The 14,172-nt window shown below is 70.0% G+C and carries 14 protein-coding genes; 3 read left to right on the forward strand and 11 right to left on the reverse strand.

Translation table 11 applies throughout. The annotated features are described in order from the left end of the window. Positions 1-96 precede the first annotated feature (96 nt). Genes ACICHK_RS38435 through ACICHK_RS38475 form a run of 9 tightly spaced genes read right to left on the reverse strand, consistent with a single transcriptional unit; the run spans position 97 to position 8,825 of the window. Positions 97-1,107 carry a beta-ketoacyl-ACP synthase III gene (locus ACICHK_RS38435; protein ID WP_406840591.1) on the reverse strand — a complete coding sequence of 337 codons (1,011 nt, stop codon included), beginning with the start codon at positions 1,105-1,107 and terminating at the stop codon, positions 97-99. Further along, on the reverse strand, positions 1,104-2,204 hold the full coding sequence (locus ACICHK_RS38440) for a fatty acid desaturase family protein (protein WP_406840592.1): 1,101 nt from the start codon (positions 2,202-2,204) through the stop codon (positions 1,104-1,106). The genes ACICHK_RS38435 and ACICHK_RS38440 overlap by 4 nt, the downstream gene beginning before the upstream one ends. Continuing rightward, complete coding sequence (locus tag ACICHK_RS38445; protein ID WP_406840593.1) at positions 2,201-3,160, reverse strand: VlmB-like protein; 960 nt, start codon at positions 3,158-3,160, stop codon at positions 2,201-2,203. Before ACICHK_RS38445 ends, ACICHK_RS38440 begins: the two co-directional genes overlap by 4 nt. A 2-nt stretch (positions 3,161-3,162) precedes the next feature. Beyond that, on the reverse strand, positions 3,163-3,714 hold the full coding sequence (locus tag ACICHK_RS38450) for a flavin reductase family protein (RefSeq protein ID WP_151469505.1): 552 nt from the start codon (positions 3,712-3,714) through the stop codon (positions 3,163-3,165). Next, positions 3,711-4,238, reverse strand: coding sequence for a hypothetical protein (locus ACICHK_RS38455; RefSeq protein WP_406840594.1), 528 nt, complete (start codon positions 4,236-4,238; stop codon positions 3,711-3,713). The genes ACICHK_RS38450 and ACICHK_RS38455 overlap by 4 nt, the downstream gene beginning before the upstream one ends. Then, entirely contained in the window at positions 4,238-4,717 is a 480-nt protein-coding gene (locus ACICHK_RS38460) for a type II toxin-antitoxin system RatA family toxin (RefSeq protein WP_406840595.1), read from the reverse strand. Before ACICHK_RS38460 ends, ACICHK_RS38455 begins: the two co-directional genes overlap by 1 nt. Then, positions 4,710-6,029 (reverse strand): aspartate aminotransferase family protein, encoded by a 1,320-nt coding sequence (locus ACICHK_RS38465; RefSeq protein WP_406840596.1) that lies wholly within the window; start codon positions 6,027-6,029, stop codon positions 4,710-4,712. The genes ACICHK_RS38460 and ACICHK_RS38465 overlap by 8 nt, the downstream gene beginning before the upstream one ends. Before the next feature lie 8 nt (positions 6,030-6,037). Continuing rightward, the gene (locus ACICHK_RS38470; RefSeq protein WP_406840597.1) at positions 6,038-7,174 is read right to left on the reverse strand and encodes an acyl-CoA dehydrogenase family protein; all 1,137 of its coding nucleotides are present in this window, start codon (positions 7,172-7,174) and stop codon (positions 6,038-6,040) included. A gap of 16 nt (positions 7,175-7,190) precedes the next feature. Then, positions 7,191-8,825, reverse strand: a complete 1,635-nt coding sequence (locus tag ACICHK_RS38475; RefSeq protein WP_406840598.1) for an aldehyde dehydrogenase family protein — start codon at positions 8,823-8,825, stop codon at positions 7,191-7,193. A 276-nt stretch (positions 8,826-9,101) separates the two neighbouring features. Here ACICHK_RS38475 and ACICHK_RS38480 point away from each other — a divergent pair, with 276 nt between their 5' ends. Next, on the forward strand, positions 9,102-10,130 hold the full coding sequence (locus ACICHK_RS38480; protein ID WP_406840599.1) for a bifunctional lysylphosphatidylglycerol flippase/synthetase MprF: 1,029 nt from the start codon (positions 9,102-9,104) through the stop codon (positions 10,128-10,130). Positions 10,131-10,148: 18 nt separating this feature from the next. Here ACICHK_RS38480 and ACICHK_RS38485 read toward each other — a convergent pair whose 3' ends face one another. Next, positions 10,149-10,907, reverse strand: coding sequence for a BTAD domain-containing putative transcriptional regulator (locus tag ACICHK_RS38485; RefSeq protein ID WP_406840600.1), 759 nt, complete (start codon positions 10,905-10,907; stop codon positions 10,149-10,151). A 279-nt stretch (positions 10,908-11,186) separates the two neighbouring features. On the opposite strand from ACICHK_RS38485, the gene ACICHK_RS38490 reads away from it, so the two are divergent. Then, positions 11,187-11,621, forward strand: a complete 435-nt coding sequence (locus tag ACICHK_RS38490) for a helix-turn-helix domain-containing protein (protein WP_406840601.1) — start codon at positions 11,187-11,189, stop codon at positions 11,619-11,621. Between the two features lie 266 nt (positions 11,622-11,887). Here ACICHK_RS38490 and ACICHK_RS38495 read toward each other — a convergent pair whose 3' ends face one another. Then, on the reverse strand, positions 11,888-12,523 hold the full coding sequence (locus ACICHK_RS38495; protein WP_406840602.1) for a TetR family transcriptional regulator: 636 nt from the start codon (positions 12,521-12,523) through the stop codon (positions 11,888-11,890). 467 nt (positions 12,524-12,990) lie between these two features. Here ACICHK_RS38495 and ACICHK_RS38500 point away from each other — a divergent pair, with 467 nt between their 5' ends. Further along, positions 12,991-14,172: an ROK family protein gene (locus tag ACICHK_RS38500; RefSeq protein WP_406841440.1), complete on the forward strand. Its 1,182-nt coding sequence runs from the start codon at positions 12,991-12,993 to the stop codon at positions 14,170-14,172.

Genomic DNA, 14,172 nt, shown 5'->3' on the forward strand with positions numbered 1-14,172 from the left:
CGTCGTGACGGTCGATGACAGCGGTGCGATGGGTCGGGCCGGTCCGTACGGACCGTGCCGGTTGCCGCTCCCGGAACGAGGCGGCCGTCGTTCACCTCAGCCGGCCACCAGATCGGGCCAGCGCAGGGCGCAGGAGCCCCAGGTGAGCCCGCCGCCGAAGGCGGTCAGCACCACCCGGTGGCCGGGGCGGAGCGTGCCGTCGTCCATCGCGTCGACGAGCGCGAGCGGGATGGAGGCCGCCGCGGTGTTGCCGACGCGGTCCACGTTCACCGCGCAGCGCTCCCGCGGCAGCCGCATCCGGTCCGCGACCGCGTTCATGATGCGCAGGTTCGCCTGATGAGCCACCAGCAGATCGACGGCTCCCACGTCCCAGCCCCTGGCCCCGGCGACCCGGAGGGCGGAGGCGGCCATCCGCTCGACCGCGTTGCGGAAGACGGCCCTGCCCTCCATCCGGAAGTACGGGTCGGCGGTGCCGGCGACGCCGCTCGAGCCGGTGCGCACCGGGTCACGGGAGCCGCCCGAGGGAACGGTGATCAGGTCGCTGCCCTCGCCGTCGCTCGCCAGGTCGAAGCGGCCCAGGGCGCCGGGCTCGTCGGGGGTGCCCGCGGCCAGGACGACGCCGCCCGCCCCGTCCCCGAACACGGCCCGGGTCGAGCGGTCCGCGGGGTCCAGGATGGTGGAGAAGGTGTCGGCTCCCAGCACGAGGACGCTCTCGGCGGTCCCCGCGGCGATGAGGCCCGCCCCGACGGCGAGCGAGTAGAGGAACCCCGTGCACACGGCGCCCACGTCGAACGCGGCCGCCGTGCCCAGGCCGAGCCGGGAGGCCACCGAGGGCGCGGTGGCCGGGCACGGCCGGTCCGGTGTGGAGGTGGCCACGACGACGAAGTCGACCGAGGCCGCCGAAGCGGACTTCAGCGCCCTGCCGCCGGCTTCCACCGCGAGATCCGACGTGGCCATGCCCGGGTCGGCGATGTGCCGCCGGGAGATCCCGGTCCGGCTGCGGATCCACTCGTCGGAGGTGTCCAGTTCCTGGGCGAGCTCGTCGTTGGTGACGATCCGGGGCGGCACCCAGGCGCCGATGCCCCGGATCACCGCGGTCCGGTTCACCGGTGCGCCCGTGCGAGGACGGAGTCCCGCTCGTCGAGGTCCCGTACCTCCTGGCTGACGTCGTCCAGGTAGTCGGCGACGTCGAGGTAGGACCTCACCAGCCGCACCTCCACGTAGGGAAGGCCGTGGCTCAGGCAGTACTCCTTGATCAGGGGCTGGGCCCGGTGCAGGTTCCGCCGCGGCATCGACGGGAACAGGTGGTGCTCGATCTGGTAGTTGAGCCCCCCGTAGAAGAAGTGCGTGATCCGGCTGGGGAGCAGGTTGCGGGAGGTGACCACCTGGCGGGTGATCCAGTCCAGCTCCTCCTTCGCCCCGTCCCGCACGGGCAGGCCCTTGTGGTTCGGCGCGAACAGCAGACCCATGTAGAAGCCGAACAGGGCCTGGTGGACCACGACGAACGCGAGGGCCTTGCCCGGCGGCAGCACCCAGAACACGGCGGTGAAGTAGCACACCAGATGGAGGCTGAGCAGACCCAGGTCGGCCGCCTTGTAGCGCTTGAGCGCGCCCTTGCGGGCCGCGACGTATCCCGACAGGTGCAGCCGCAGCCCCTCCATCATGATCAGCACGTAGAACATCCACGCCTGGTGGCGCACGATGAACCGGCCCGCGGCACTGGTCCGTTTGCCGCGGTGCGTACTCGAGAAGATGACCTGGCGGCGCGTGATGTCCGGGTCGAGCGAGAGGTGGTTGGGGTAGTTGTGGTGCCGTGTGTGATGGCCCACCCACCAGCCGAAGCTGACGCCGGTCAGCAGGTTCCCGTGGAGATAGCCGACGACGTCGCTCGCCTTGCGGGTCCGGAAGATCTGCCGGTGGCCCGCGTCGTGCCCCAGCAGGTCGGTCTGGGCGAAGCAGAACGCGAGGAGCACCGCGGTCGCCAGCTGCCACCAGCTGTCGCCGATCCACGCGAACAGGGCCCAGGCCGCGGTCAGCAGCAGCAGGTTGAAGGCGATCTTGTAGACGTAGTAGACGGGCTGCTGGTCCATCAGGCCGGCGGCCCGCACCAGCCGGGTGACCTCTTCGTAGTCGGCCGCCCCGCCCCCCGCGGGGGCCTGAGCGCCGGCCCCGCGGGGATCGGCGCCGCTGTTCAGACGCGTCATACCGCCTCCTCCAGCCCCATGTAGGCGAGCCGGGAACGCTGCATGCGCTGCGCCCACTCCTGGCCGGTCGCCATCCGCTCCTCGATCGTGGTGTCGGCGAGCCTGCGGCCGGGCCACACCTCGTAGTCGCCCAGCAGCTCGCCGTGCTGCTCGATGCCCTGCTGGAAGAGCTTCTCCCGGTTGAGCACCATGTCCTCGACCGGCAGCCGGTCCCACAACCGGTATCCCTCCCGCAGCAGTTCGAGGACCCGCGGCCTGTCCTCGGGGTTCCTGAGCAGGTGGTCGCGGACGATGGCGCTGCCCACCGTCAGATGCCTGATCTCGTCGATGCCCGCGCCGCGCTCGATGTCCGCCGCGGCCGGGTCGAAGACGCGCCACTTGCGCTCGCTCAGCTCCGCCGCCGGTGCCAGTACGCCCTCGACCAGCACGGTCAGGACCAGTACGCCGCCGATGAAGTCCCCGCGCTCACGCAGCGAACGGAGTCCGAACTCCTCCAGCGGGACCAGGACCGCGTCCCGGTGGGCCGCCGCGAGACGCTCGATGGTCCCCCACAACTCGTCCTTCCCGACCCCCAGTTGCAGCAGATGGCTGCGGAACACCATGGCGTGCCGCGCCTCGTCGAGGAGCTGGGTGGAGTAGAACTCGAGGGTCTCGTTGTCCGGGGCGAGCGCCACCATGTAGGCGATGGCCCGGGTCGCCTTCTCCTCCGCGATGGAACGGAAGGCCAACTCCTGGGTGAGCGCGCTGTTCAGCGGACCGGGCTCGCTCATCACGGGGTGGGGGCGGACGTCGGCGGCGTGACCGAGCACGTTGCCCCGCAGGGTGCCCTGCGGCACCGCGGCCAGCCAGTACCGCAGGTCGCACGACGCCGGGGTCAGGTCGAGTTCGACGGCTCCGTCCACCAGCGACGGAGCGCGATCCCAGTCGGCCTCCGCGGGGAAGCTCTCAGAAGCCATGGTCAGTCCCTTTCTGCAGGCATGAGGGCGGGCAGCTGATGCAACTCGCCGGCGAAGTTGAGCAGGGGAGCTCCACTGCCCGGTACCGCCCGGTCGACCCTGGCCAGCAGCAGGTCGTGATCGCCCACCGGAACGGTGCGCTGCACACTGCACACCAGCCAGCCGAACGCGCCGCGCAGCACGGGAACGCCGTCCTCCGTGCGGCCGGCCCAGGCGCCGGGGTCCAGCTGGTCGACGCCCGCGGCACGTCGTCTGCGGGCGAAGTGCCGGGCCAGCTGCTCCTGGCGGGAGCCCAGCACATTGGCGACGAAGGCCGAGGTGCCGAGGAGCGACCGCAGGGCACGGCTGGTGCGCCGCAGCGCGACCGAGACCATGGGCGGTTCGACGGACGCGAGGGCCAGCGTGCTGACCGTGACGCCCTGTACGTCCGCCTCGCCGCCACAGGTCAGCACCACGACCCCCGTGGCCAGCCGGCCCGCCGTACCGCCGGACGGCTCGGCCGCCGGGCCGGGCTGCCAGACCCTGAGCGTCCGGTCGGCGGCCGTGCTGGTCACAGAGAACCCGTCCGCAGGGACCGCGCGGACCGCGCCGGCCGCAGGTCGTCGGCGGAGGCCTCGAACTCGCTCCGGAAGCGCCGGTACGCCGGATGCGCCTCCGGTTCGAAACTCAGGGCGAAGGGTTTGAGGAAGTTCCCGAACAGCGCGCGGTCGCCGAACAGATGGATGGGCAGGGCCAGCAGGGCCCACTCGAATCCCCACACCGAGATCCACACCAGGGCGACCAGCCCCTGCGTCACCAGGCTGTGCATCACGTTGTACAGGACGAAGTAGACCTTCGGGATCTCGGTGGCGCCGGCCTTGCCCGCGGCCCTGTCCCTGCCGTGGGCGCGGTGGTACCGGTAGGCACCGGGGAGATAGCCGATCAGGTCGATGTAGACGAAGAGCGCGACGGCGGGTATCCAGCGCACGTCGCCGAGGTGCGCGAAGAACAGCACCACCGACACCAGCAGCCCCAGCCCGTACTCCGCGCGGACCAGCCACGCGGTGGTGCCGGTCATGAACAGGTTCTTGGTGTCCATCAGAGCGACCCCGCCAGCGCCTCTGCGACCGCCTCGTCGCCGATCACGGAGGCGCCGGTGAACAGCCCGCTGACGATGCGGGCGATGGTCTCCTTGAAGACCTTGACCGCGACCGGGTCCAGGATCCCGGCCAGGCTCGGGATGCCGAAGTCGAATTCGGCGTCGAAGTCCACCCGGCAGCCCGCGCCCTCGCGGGAGACGCGCCAGGATCCGGTGAACGACTCGAAGTCGCCGTCCAGTTGGGAGAAGAGGATGGTCAGGGCGGCCCGGTCGAAGCGGTCCTCCTCGGTCCAGCTCAGGATTCCGTTGCGGAAGTACACCTCCCAGTCGCTCGTCTCCTCCTCGGCGCTGACCTCGTGCACGGTCACCGACCGGACCACCGGGACGAGTTCGGGATAGCCGGCGAAGTGACGCACCCGGTCGAAGACCGCGCCCGGATCGTGTTCCCGCACGGCAAGAGCCACATGAACGCTACGCATGAACCGGTCCACCTTCGGAAGTCGGAACGTACCGGGCGGCCTGCGCCCGGCAGGCCCTGTCGAATGCCTCGCACAGGAAGGACACCTCCGCCGCGTCGAGGACGGCGGGCGGGGTCAGACGCAGCACCAGGTGCGAGTTGAGCGAGTGATTGGCGATGACGCCCTGCGAGACCAGCTCGATCAGCAGGTCGCCGGGGATCCCCGGATCGCGGAACTCGAAGCCCAGCAGCAGCCCGCGCCCGCGCACCTCGCGGACCGCGTCGCCGAAGTGCTCCCGGACCGTGTCGCCCAGGGTCCGCAGCAGTTGGGCACCGAGCTCGCGGGAACGTTCGACCAGGCCTTCCTCCTTGATGGCCGTGATCGCGCCGCGCGCGGCGGCCATGGCGATGGGGACCCCGGAGAACGTGGACGTGTGCAGATAGGGGTCACGGTCGAAGACGGAGAAGGCGCGCGGCGTGGCCACCACCGCCGACACCGGGATCACACCCCCGCTGAGCCCTTTGCCCACGAGCAGCGCGTCGGGCGTGACGCCCTCCCGGTCCGCCCCGAACCAGGTGCCCAGCCGGCCGAGGCCGGTCTGCACCTCGTCCAGGACGAAGAACGCGCCGTGGCGGGTGCAGGCCCTCTGCACCGCGCGCAGATAGCCGTCGGGCGGCAGGACGACACCCGCCTCCCCCTGGACGGGTTCGACGACGACGCAGCCCCGGCCCGGAATGGTGGCGAGCAGCGCGTCCAGCGCCTCCGCGTCACCGAAGGGAACATGGTGCACGTCGGGCAGCAGGGGCCGGAACGGGGCCTGGAACACGTCCTTCCCGGTGAGGCTGAGCGCCCCCATGGTCTTGCCGTGATAGCCGTCGTACGTGGCCACCAGATGGTCCCTGCCGTGCGTCCGGGCCATCTTGATCGCGGTCTCCACGGCTTCCGCGCCGGAACCGGCGAAGTGGACCCGCTCCAGACCGGCCGGGACCACCTCGACCAGGGCGTCCGCCGCCAGGGCCGCCTGCGGTTCGAGGAGGACCCGCGTGGCCACGGGATTGCGGTGCAGCTGCTCCTCGACCAGCCGTACGACGGTCGGGTGCCGTGAGCCGAGCAGCAGTACCCCGTAGCCACCGCAGTTGAGGATGCGCTTGCCCTCGGCGGTGATCACCCAGGCGCCCCGCGACTCTAGTTCGACGTGTCCGCCGAACATCTCGCCCAGGACCGCCCGGCCCTTGTTGAGCCGGGTCCGGTACAGGGCCCCGAGAGCACCCCGGTCGTACGCCTGTCCGTCGTCCCCCGCGGGCGGCGCGGCGGGTGCCGATGCCGTGTTCATGGTCCTCCTCAGGACAGCCGCAGCGGTCGGCCCTCGACGTGTTCGAGGAAGGGGCCGACGAAACTGGAGCGGGACGGGGGATGGAAGGAGAGACCGTGCGACGAGGCGGCCAGGTAGGCGACGTCCGAGGACTCGATGAACGCCATGCCCCCCAGCGCCTCGACGGCCTGGCGCACCGTTTCGCCGAGCGCGTCCTGGCAGCCGAAGCGCGCCAGCAGGGCCTTGCCGAGGGCGACGTTGCCCGTCTCGCCGTCCATGATCATGCGAGCCGTGCCCTCCAGCAGGAGCATGGCCGACTCCAGGCGCGCGACCAGCCGGGCGCGGTCGGAGTCGCTGCCGCGCCCACGGGCCACCACCCGCTCCACGAGCGCGCTGGCGATCCCCACGTACGAGGCGGAGATGAGCAGCGCGAACCAGATGAAGCCGACCGTCTGCAGTTCGTCGAGCTCGCCGGCATCGCCCAACTCGGTGCGCATGAGCTGTTGTTCGTCGACGAACACGTCGGTGAGCCGGACCTCGTCGCTCTCCGCGCCGGCCAGCGCCCAACTCGACCAGAACGGCCGCACGGTGATGCCCTCGGCCGCCCGGGGCACGAGCAGCACTGCCATGTCGCTGCCGCCGTCCTCGCGGGGGAGGGCCACGCTCGCGGTGAGCAGGTCCATCGACCGTGACAGGCTGCACGGCTTCTTCGCGCCGTTGATCGTGTAGCCGCCGTCGGCGGCGCGGGCGGTCATCGTGGGAGAGAGGATCCCGCTGCCCGGGCGTCCCTCCGCGAAGCCGGAGGCCACCAGGAGGTTCTGCGAGCTGATGCCTTCCAGGAGCGCCCACTCCACGCCGCTGCTCTGCAGGCTGTCGGCGAGGGTGAAGAGCGTCGCCACGGAGAAGTGGTGCATGGTGGTCGCGACGGCCAGGGACGGGGCCGACGCCGCGAGGGCACGTGTCGCCTCGAGGGCCTGGAGCGGGCTGGCGCCCGCGCCGGCGTAGGTCTTGGGGATCACCAGGCCGGGACCGGAGTGGGAACGGAAGAGATCGATCGCCGGGCTGCCCGGCTGTTCCAGTTCGGTCAGCGGAATGTCGTCGAGTCTGCCCAGGAGCCCGGGCAGGAAGGCCTCACAGGTCGAACGTGCCGCGTCGAGTGAATGCACGAGGGCTCGCGCCTCCTCACGGTTGGTGATCGTTGGGGTGGACCGGCGCGGGGGCGCTGCGCGGACCGTTCCTCTGGAGGGCCTTCCACCGCCCGAAGACCGCGTCCCGGGGCCTGGACCCGGAGCTGATGCTGACGCCCTGGAGATGACTCGTGCGCAGGATCGGGTAGTTGGCCTCGCCGAAGACACCGCCGGTCAGACCGGTTCCGCCGTGGGTGGGCAGATACGGGAGAAAGCCGATGTGCGAGTCGTTGATCTTCAGCAGCCCGCCGGTGCGGATCCGGGCGAGGAAGGTGTCGACCACCGTCGGAGACGTCGCCCACAGCGAATTGCGCAGGCCGTACTCGTTGCTGTTCATGTACTCGACGAAGCGCTCCAGGAGGACGTCGTCCGGGGCGGGTTCCGCCACGACCAGGGGCAGCAGGGGAAAGAACGTCTCGTGCCGTACGGCGTCGACCTCGCGCGCGCCCTCGAGGCCGCGCACCACCACGACGGTCGGTTCGAGGAAGATGCCGGCGGCGTCGCGGGTCTCGTCGACCTGCATGGCGTGGCCGCCGCAGGCGAGTTCGGCGCCCTTGTCCAGGGCGTCGCGCAGGCAGCTGAAGAACTTCTCGTTGCGCAGCACGGGGGTGAGCAGCACATCCTCCTCGCCCGGATGGCCGGGGCGGATGTGGCCGATCTGGCGGATCAGCCGTGCGACGAGACCGTCGGCGACCTCGGGATGCACGACCACCTGGTTGGGGATCATGCAGAGCTGGCCCGAGCCGTAGAAGCTCTCCGTCAACGCCTCGGCCGCCAGGTCGAGGTCGGCGTCCTTCCAGACCACGACCACGTCGTTGCCCGCGAGTTCGAGGATCGGCTTCTTTCCCGCGGCGATGCAGCGTTCCTGGAACCGGACGCCGTTCTCGCTGCTGCCGAAGTACATGATGTCGTCGACATGGGGGCTGTCCACCCACGCGGACAGCATCGGCGCGGGGTCGCCGCACACGACGTTGAGCGTGCCGGGCGGGGCCCCGACTTCTTCCAGCACGGGCCTCACCACCTCGTGCAGGACGTACATCACGCCGAGGGGAGCGCTTCGCGGGGCGCGTACGACCAGGGAGTTGCCGGCCATGACGGAGGTGACGCCCAGCAAGGCACTGGAAAGGGGCGCGTTGTGCGGGGGGTTCAGGCACACCACGCCGTCAGGGAGGCGGCGGATCTGGATGCGCCGTTCGCCCTGACGGAATTCCTGGTGCATCTGCGCGTGGTAGAAGCTCACCGACTCCGGACCGAAGCATTCCAGCATTCCCGAGACCTGCCAGCGGGCCAGGGCGAGCGGGTGCCCCTCGGACACCAGGATCCGGGTGATCTCCTCGGCGCGCTCGGACAGCCTCCGCCGCAGCAGCTCGCCGACCTTGTCCAGCCGCGTCTCCAGGGGGAGGGCCGCCCAGGCCGGCGCCGCCGCCGAGGCGGCTTCCGACGCCGCCTCGACCGTCTGCCGGTCGGCCTTCGCCACACGGCCGACGATGCTCGGTGGCAGGGAGTCCGGTGTGACGCGCCCCTGCTCCAGTTTCCGCTTGAGCGACAGGCTCGCGAACGCGTCGTCCAGTAATGCCGCGGAATCCACGACATAGACCCAGGAGTCGCTTTCACGGTCCTGCCCGCCCACATAGGAGGAATAGGACCTGAAGGGTGTCCGGCTTTCTCGTGGCGGACTGGGCGGCGTCGGATCCGGGAGGGACAACTGCGTGATCCCCACTCTCACTCCCTGCTGTCGCTGTTCTCTTTCCCGACGGATGCTCCGAAGTTCTCCAGACCCTGGCAGCGGCCACTGAAAAAGCGCTGACAGCCCGCTGAAACGGCCCTGTCAGAAGCGTTGTCGAGGAAATCACTACGCTGCCCACCCAGTTGACGCGGCGAGGTGAAGTGAAGGGACGGTTCCTCCATGAAGCGGTCAAAGACACAGGCCGACGCGGATCCGGATTCCCTGCTCGACCCCGGGAGGTCGCGGATCAGGTCCGCCATCGAGAAGTACGCGGAAAACCCGAGCGCCTTCCTGGCCCTGAACACCGGAAACGAGGTCTTCCTCGTGCCCGGGGAGGACGGGGTCATCGTCTACCGCAGAGCCGGGCGGTACTTCATCCAATTCGGGGGAGTGTTCGCCCCGAAGGAACAGCAGGCGGCGCTGCTGGGGGAGTTCAAAAGGTTCGCGAAGAAGGAGAAGCGTCTCATCGCCGCGATACAGCTCCAGGCGGCGGACACCGGACTGTACGACTCCGAAGGATTCGTGGTCAATCAGGTCGGGGCGTCGTACTCCGTCAATCTGTCGGAGTTCTCGCTTCGCGGTTCGAAGTTCGTCAAGCTGCGCAACAAGATAGCGCGGGCCAAACGGAGCGGACTGGAGGTACGCGAGGCGGAGTTCAGCCGGTACGCCGAGGACATCGACCGCATCGACAAGACCTGGCTGAACTCGAAGGGCCGGCACGTCAAGGAGATCACGTTCCTGGTGGGGCAGCTCGGGGGGCCCGCGCAGGAACACCGCAGACTCTTCGTCGGCCTCCTGGACGGCGCGCCCGTCGCCTACATCTCCTACTCGCCCTCCTACGGCTCCAGCCCGGGATGGCTCCATGATCTGAGCCGGCGGGGTTCGGACACCCCGCCCGGCGTGATGGAGGCCTTGAACTCGACCGCCATGGACGTCTTCCGGGCGGAGGGCGCGGAGTGGCTGCACTTCGGCTTCACTCCGTTCACGGGTCTGCTCCCCGAGCACGAGCTCCCCGGTCACAGTCCGCTCACCGCGAAGTTCATGAGACTGCTCGCCGAGCGCGGCGAGTCCGTCTACCCTTCCCGCAGCCAGCTCGCCTACAAGGAGAAGTGGGCACCTGACCTGGTGCTTCCGGAGTACCTCGCCTTCGAAGGGAGGGTGCGCCCCGGAGCCGTCTGGCAGATCCTCAGGGTGACGAACTCCATCTGACGGCGAGGCCGGTCCGGCTCACCGGCCCGCCCGCGAATGGTTCAGGATCCGCTGGAACCTCGTCCGCAGCCGTTCGCTCGGTTCGAGGCCCAGGTCGTGTGCCAGGCGATGGCGTGTGCGCTGATAGGCGTCGAGCGCCTCCGCCTGCCGGCCCGAATGGTACAGCGCGGTCATGAACTGCTCGCAGAATCGTTCCCGCAGGGGGTACTGCATGTAAAGCTGTTCGATCTCCGGGACCGTACCCTGGTATTCCCCCAGTGCGAGCCGCGCGTCGATGAGCCTTTCGTGGGCGATCAGACGGGTCTCTTCGAGTCCCGCGTAGGCCGTTCGGCAGATCATCCCGGCCCCCGCGTCCAGGAGCGCGGGGCCTCGCCACAGCGCGAGCGCTTCGTCGAGCCGGTCGGCCACCTGCTGGGGCACATGACTGATCCGTTCCGTCGAGGCCACGGACTGCTCGAACCGGAGCGCGTCGACGTCGCAGGCGCCGATGCGCAGGATGTATCCGGAAGAGCTGGTCTCGATGATCTCCCGCACCTGCGGCTTTCCGGATCCTTCCGCGAGGATCCGGCGCAGTCGGGCGATGTGGCTCTGCAGAGAATTGGCGGCGTTCTTCGGCGGACGCTCTCCCCATAATTCGTCTATGAGGTCGTTCGAGGAGACCGAAACCCCGGGTGAGAGTGCGAGCGTCGCGATGATGGCGCGAAGTTTCTCCCCGGCCAGTGCGACCGAAACGCCATCCTCTACGATTTCCATCGCACCCAAGATATTCACCTGCATTTACATTACCTCGATGTCCGATTTGGGGTACGCCTGTTCGAGACGCTCGAGGTGCGCGGAATGATCTTATGGGCCGTACCGGATCGCCGTCCTCCGTTATGGAGGGGTGACGGCATGTCGATGCCTTTTCGTACCGGTCGCCAGCGCTTTTGAGTCTTCATTCTCTTCCCCCGTTTCGCATAGCTGCCGTCGAGCTTAGGGGCGGTGCAACGGGACGGTCAATAATTCTTTCGACGTCGCGGGATCGACGTCGCAATAGATTGCACCGGAGGTCTGGAAATGGCCAACCGCAACACCGGATGGACCGGGTGCTCCACCCGGTTCCCGGACGGGTCGGACGACGGGGCGGTGATGCCCGCGATCGCCCGCCGCCTGCGTCATATCAGGCGGAATCACCCGGAAGGTCCGTTTACTTTGTCGGAGCTGGCCGAGCGCACGGGTGTCTCGAAACGCACCCTGGTGACGGCGGAGTCGGCGGAGGGCGGGAATCTGACCGTCGAGACGCTGGTGAGGGTCACGCGCGGCCTGGGGATCACGCGGTGGGCCTACCTCCTCGATGAGCAGGTGTTTCAGCAGGTGAATGCCGAACTGCGAACGTGGGGGGACGTGGTGAGGCAGGAGCGCGACGCGGAATCCCTCGGGAGCCTGGCCGTCCTCCTGAGCGGAATCCTCACCTCGACCGCGACCGCCCGACCTGGTTTGCGCCGCGCGTAGATGTAACCCGCGCGCCCCTGTTCCGGTGCGGCCGGCCGCATGGGCGTAATGCCTGGGTTGCGTCGGCAGGTTGGCCGAATTGTGCCGCGGCCGTCCCTCGTGCAAGACGGTATCCGGCCGATTGTCCGAGTGGCCGAGTGTGCGGTGCCGCGCCCCGCCGCCGGCCCCGGCCGGTCCGGGTCGGTCCCGGCCGGTCCCGTTCCGGCGTGCGACGGCCTCGCGCGCCGAGGGCAAGGGCGTTGCCGCGGTGAGCCGTGCCGGACGCCTCAGTCCCGCTCCGGTGCTCCGAGGACCGTACACACGGTCCGCGCTATGTGGGACGGGGTCGTTCCCGGATCGTGGGCGGGCAGCAGCATGTGGCTGAGGGTGAGGCGTACGGCCAGATCGGCCGCCTCGGCGCGGCGGTCCTCGGCGGTCCGCGGGACCGTTTCGCCGAACCACGCGCGGAGCAGCCGCCGGGTGCTGGAGAAGACCGGTTCGGGTCTGCTGGTCAGGAAGGGCAACAGGGCGTCCGTGCCCCCGCGCGTGGCGGCCAGTACGGCGCCGACGAACGGGTTGACGGCCGCCTGCTCCAAGGCGTGGGCCACGGCCGCCTCCAGCGCCGGGACGAGACGGCCGCGGTGGGCGTCGAGTACCGCGGCGAGGCCGATGAGGAACTCGTCCGTCTCGCGCTCCACCAGGGCGCGGCCGATGCCCGCCCGGTCGCCGAATTCCTTGTAGATCGAGGGGCGTGACACGTCGGCGCGCAGGGCGAGGTCGGCCACCCGGACGCGGTCCCAGCCGTCTTCGGCGGCCAGTGACCTGGCCTCGGCGATGACCCGCTCGCGCATCTGCTTGCGCCAGGCCACGCGGGGAGGATCCGGCCGGGTGCGCAGCGCCGCGGAGGTGTGGCCGTCAGTCATGGCCGCAGTGTGCCATGACGGGCACGCGGTTCACACCGCGTCATGACGGCGGTCCGTCCGGGATCGCGGCGGCGATCGCACCGGTGGCCGCTCCGGCCCCGCTCCCGCGCATGGGCGGCGTCGACCGCCTGCCTCCGCGCGCTTCCGCCGGTCCCGCCCGGGAGCCGGCGGAAGCGCGCTCGGTGACGAGAGTGCCACCGTCCGCTCGCTTCGACAAAGGGGGCCCGGTGTAAACGTTCTGATTGCACGTCAGGTGAGGAGTCGTCAGTTCGGTGCGCCCCGTGCGGTCGATGCGCTCCTTCGGTGTGCACGCGGTCGGCGCCCGGCCGAGACCTTTGTCCTCTCGGTGGAAAAAGACTGCGGAATCCGCGCACGGCTTCTTCCCAGGTTCGGCCACCGCTGGTACGTTCCCTGCCGAAAGCCCGACACTGGTGGCCGAAAACTGGCAGGAGGGGCACGTGAGACGTATGACCGCTCGTCCGGCGAACGCTCATCAGGCCCGTCTGCTGAAGCTGCTGCGTGACGGCGGCCCCAGCTCCCGTGCCCAACTGGGCGACCAGGTCGAACTCTCCCGGTCGAAGCTGGCCGTGGAGGTGGACCGGCTGCTGGAGACGAGGCTCGTGGCGGCCGACGGACTCGCCGTCTCGCGCGGTGGCCGCCGCTCCCACAACGTCCGCCTCAACCCCGAACTGAGATTCCTGGGTGTCGACATCGGCGCGACCTCGGTCGACGTCGCCGTCACCACCCCCGAACTGGAGATCCTCGGCCACCTCAACCAGCCGATGGACGTCCGCGAGGGACCGGTCGCCATCTTCGAGCAAGTCCTGGAGATGGCAGGCAAGTTGAAGGCCTCGGGACTCGCTGGGGGCTTCGACGGCGCGGGCATCGGCGTCCCCGGGCCGGTCCGCTTCCCCGAGGGCGTACCGGTGGCCCCGCCGATCATGCCCGGCTGGGACGGCTTCCCCGTCCGGGAGGCGCTCAGCCAGGAACTCGGCTGCCCGGTCATGGTGGACAACGACGTGAACCTCATGGCCATGGGGGAGCGGCACGCCGGGGTCGCCCGCACCACGGACGACTTCCTCTGCGTCAAGATCGGCACCGGCATCGGCTGCGGCATCGTGGCCGGAGGCCGGGTCCACCGGGGCACCACCGGCAGCGCCGGCGACATCGGCCACATCCAGGCCGTGGCCGACGGCCGCCCCTGCGCCTGCGGCAACCGGGGCTGCCTGGAAGCCCACTTCAGCGGCGCGGCACTGGCCCGTGACGCGACGCAGGCGGCCCGGCAAGGCCTGTCCGCCGAACTCGCGGCCCGGCTCGAGGCGAGCGGCACCCTCACCGCCGTCGACGTCGCCGCCGCGGCCGCGGCGGGGGACGCCACCGCGCTCGAGCTGATCCGCGAGGGCGGCACCCACGTCGGGCAGATCATCGCCGGCCTCGTGTCCTTCTTCAATCCCGGCCTGGTGGTGATCGGCGGCGGTGTGACCGGCATCGGCCACACTCTGCTCGCCGCCATCCGCACCCAGGTCTACCGCCAGTCGCTCCCGCTCGCGACCGGCAACCTGCCCATCGTCCTGGGAGAGCTGGGGCCGACCGCCGGTGTCATCGGCGCGGCCCGGCTGATCAGCGACCACCTCTTCTCACCCGTCTAG

Origin of the sequence: Streptomyces sp. AHU1, from assembly GCF_045343905.1 — a bacterium.
GTDB lineage: Bacteria > Actinomycetota > Actinomycetes > Streptomycetales > Streptomycetaceae > Streptomyces > Streptomyces triticiradicis.

Excerpts from the sequence above, each read along its gene's own strand:
- ACICHK_RS38480 (WP_406840599.1), top strand. The coding sequence starts at position 9,102 with ATGAAGCGGTCAAAGACACAGGCCGACGCGGATCCGGATTCCCTGCTC.
- ACICHK_RS38500 (WP_406841440.1), top strand. The coding sequence starts at position 12,991 with ATGACCGCTCGTCCGGCGAACGCTCATCAGGCCCGTCTGCTGAAGCTG.
- ACICHK_RS38460 (WP_406840595.1), bottom strand. The coding sequence starts at position 4,717 with ATGCGTAGCGTTCATGTGGCTCTTGCCGTGCGGGAACACGATCCGGGC.
- ACICHK_RS38455 (WP_406840594.1), bottom strand. The coding sequence starts at position 4,238 with ATGGACACCAAGAACCTGTTCATGACCGGCACCACCGCGTGGCTGGTC.
- ACICHK_RS38445 (WP_406840593.1), bottom strand. The coding sequence starts at position 3,160 with ATGGCTTCTGAGAGCTTCCCCGCGGAGGCCGACTGGGATCGCGCTCCG.
- ACICHK_RS38495 (WP_406840602.1), bottom strand. The coding sequence starts at position 12,523 with ATGACTGACGGCCACACCTCCGCGGCGCTGCGCACCCGGCCGGATCCT.
- ACICHK_RS38440 (WP_406840592.1), bottom strand. The coding sequence starts at position 2,204 with ATGACGCGTCTGAACAGCGGCGCCGATCCCCGCGGGGCCGGCGCTCAG.
- ACICHK_RS38465 (WP_406840596.1), bottom strand. The coding sequence starts at position 6,029 with ATGAACACGGCATCGGCACCCGCCGCGCCGCCCGCGGGGGACGACGGA.
- ACICHK_RS38485 (WP_406840600.1), bottom strand. The coding sequence starts at position 10,907 with ATGCAGGTGAATATCTTGGGTGCGATGGAAATCGTAGAGGATGGCGTT.
- ACICHK_RS38490 (WP_406840601.1), top strand. The coding sequence starts at position 11,187 with ATGGCCAACCGCAACACCGGATGGACCGGGTGCTCCACCCGGTTCCCG.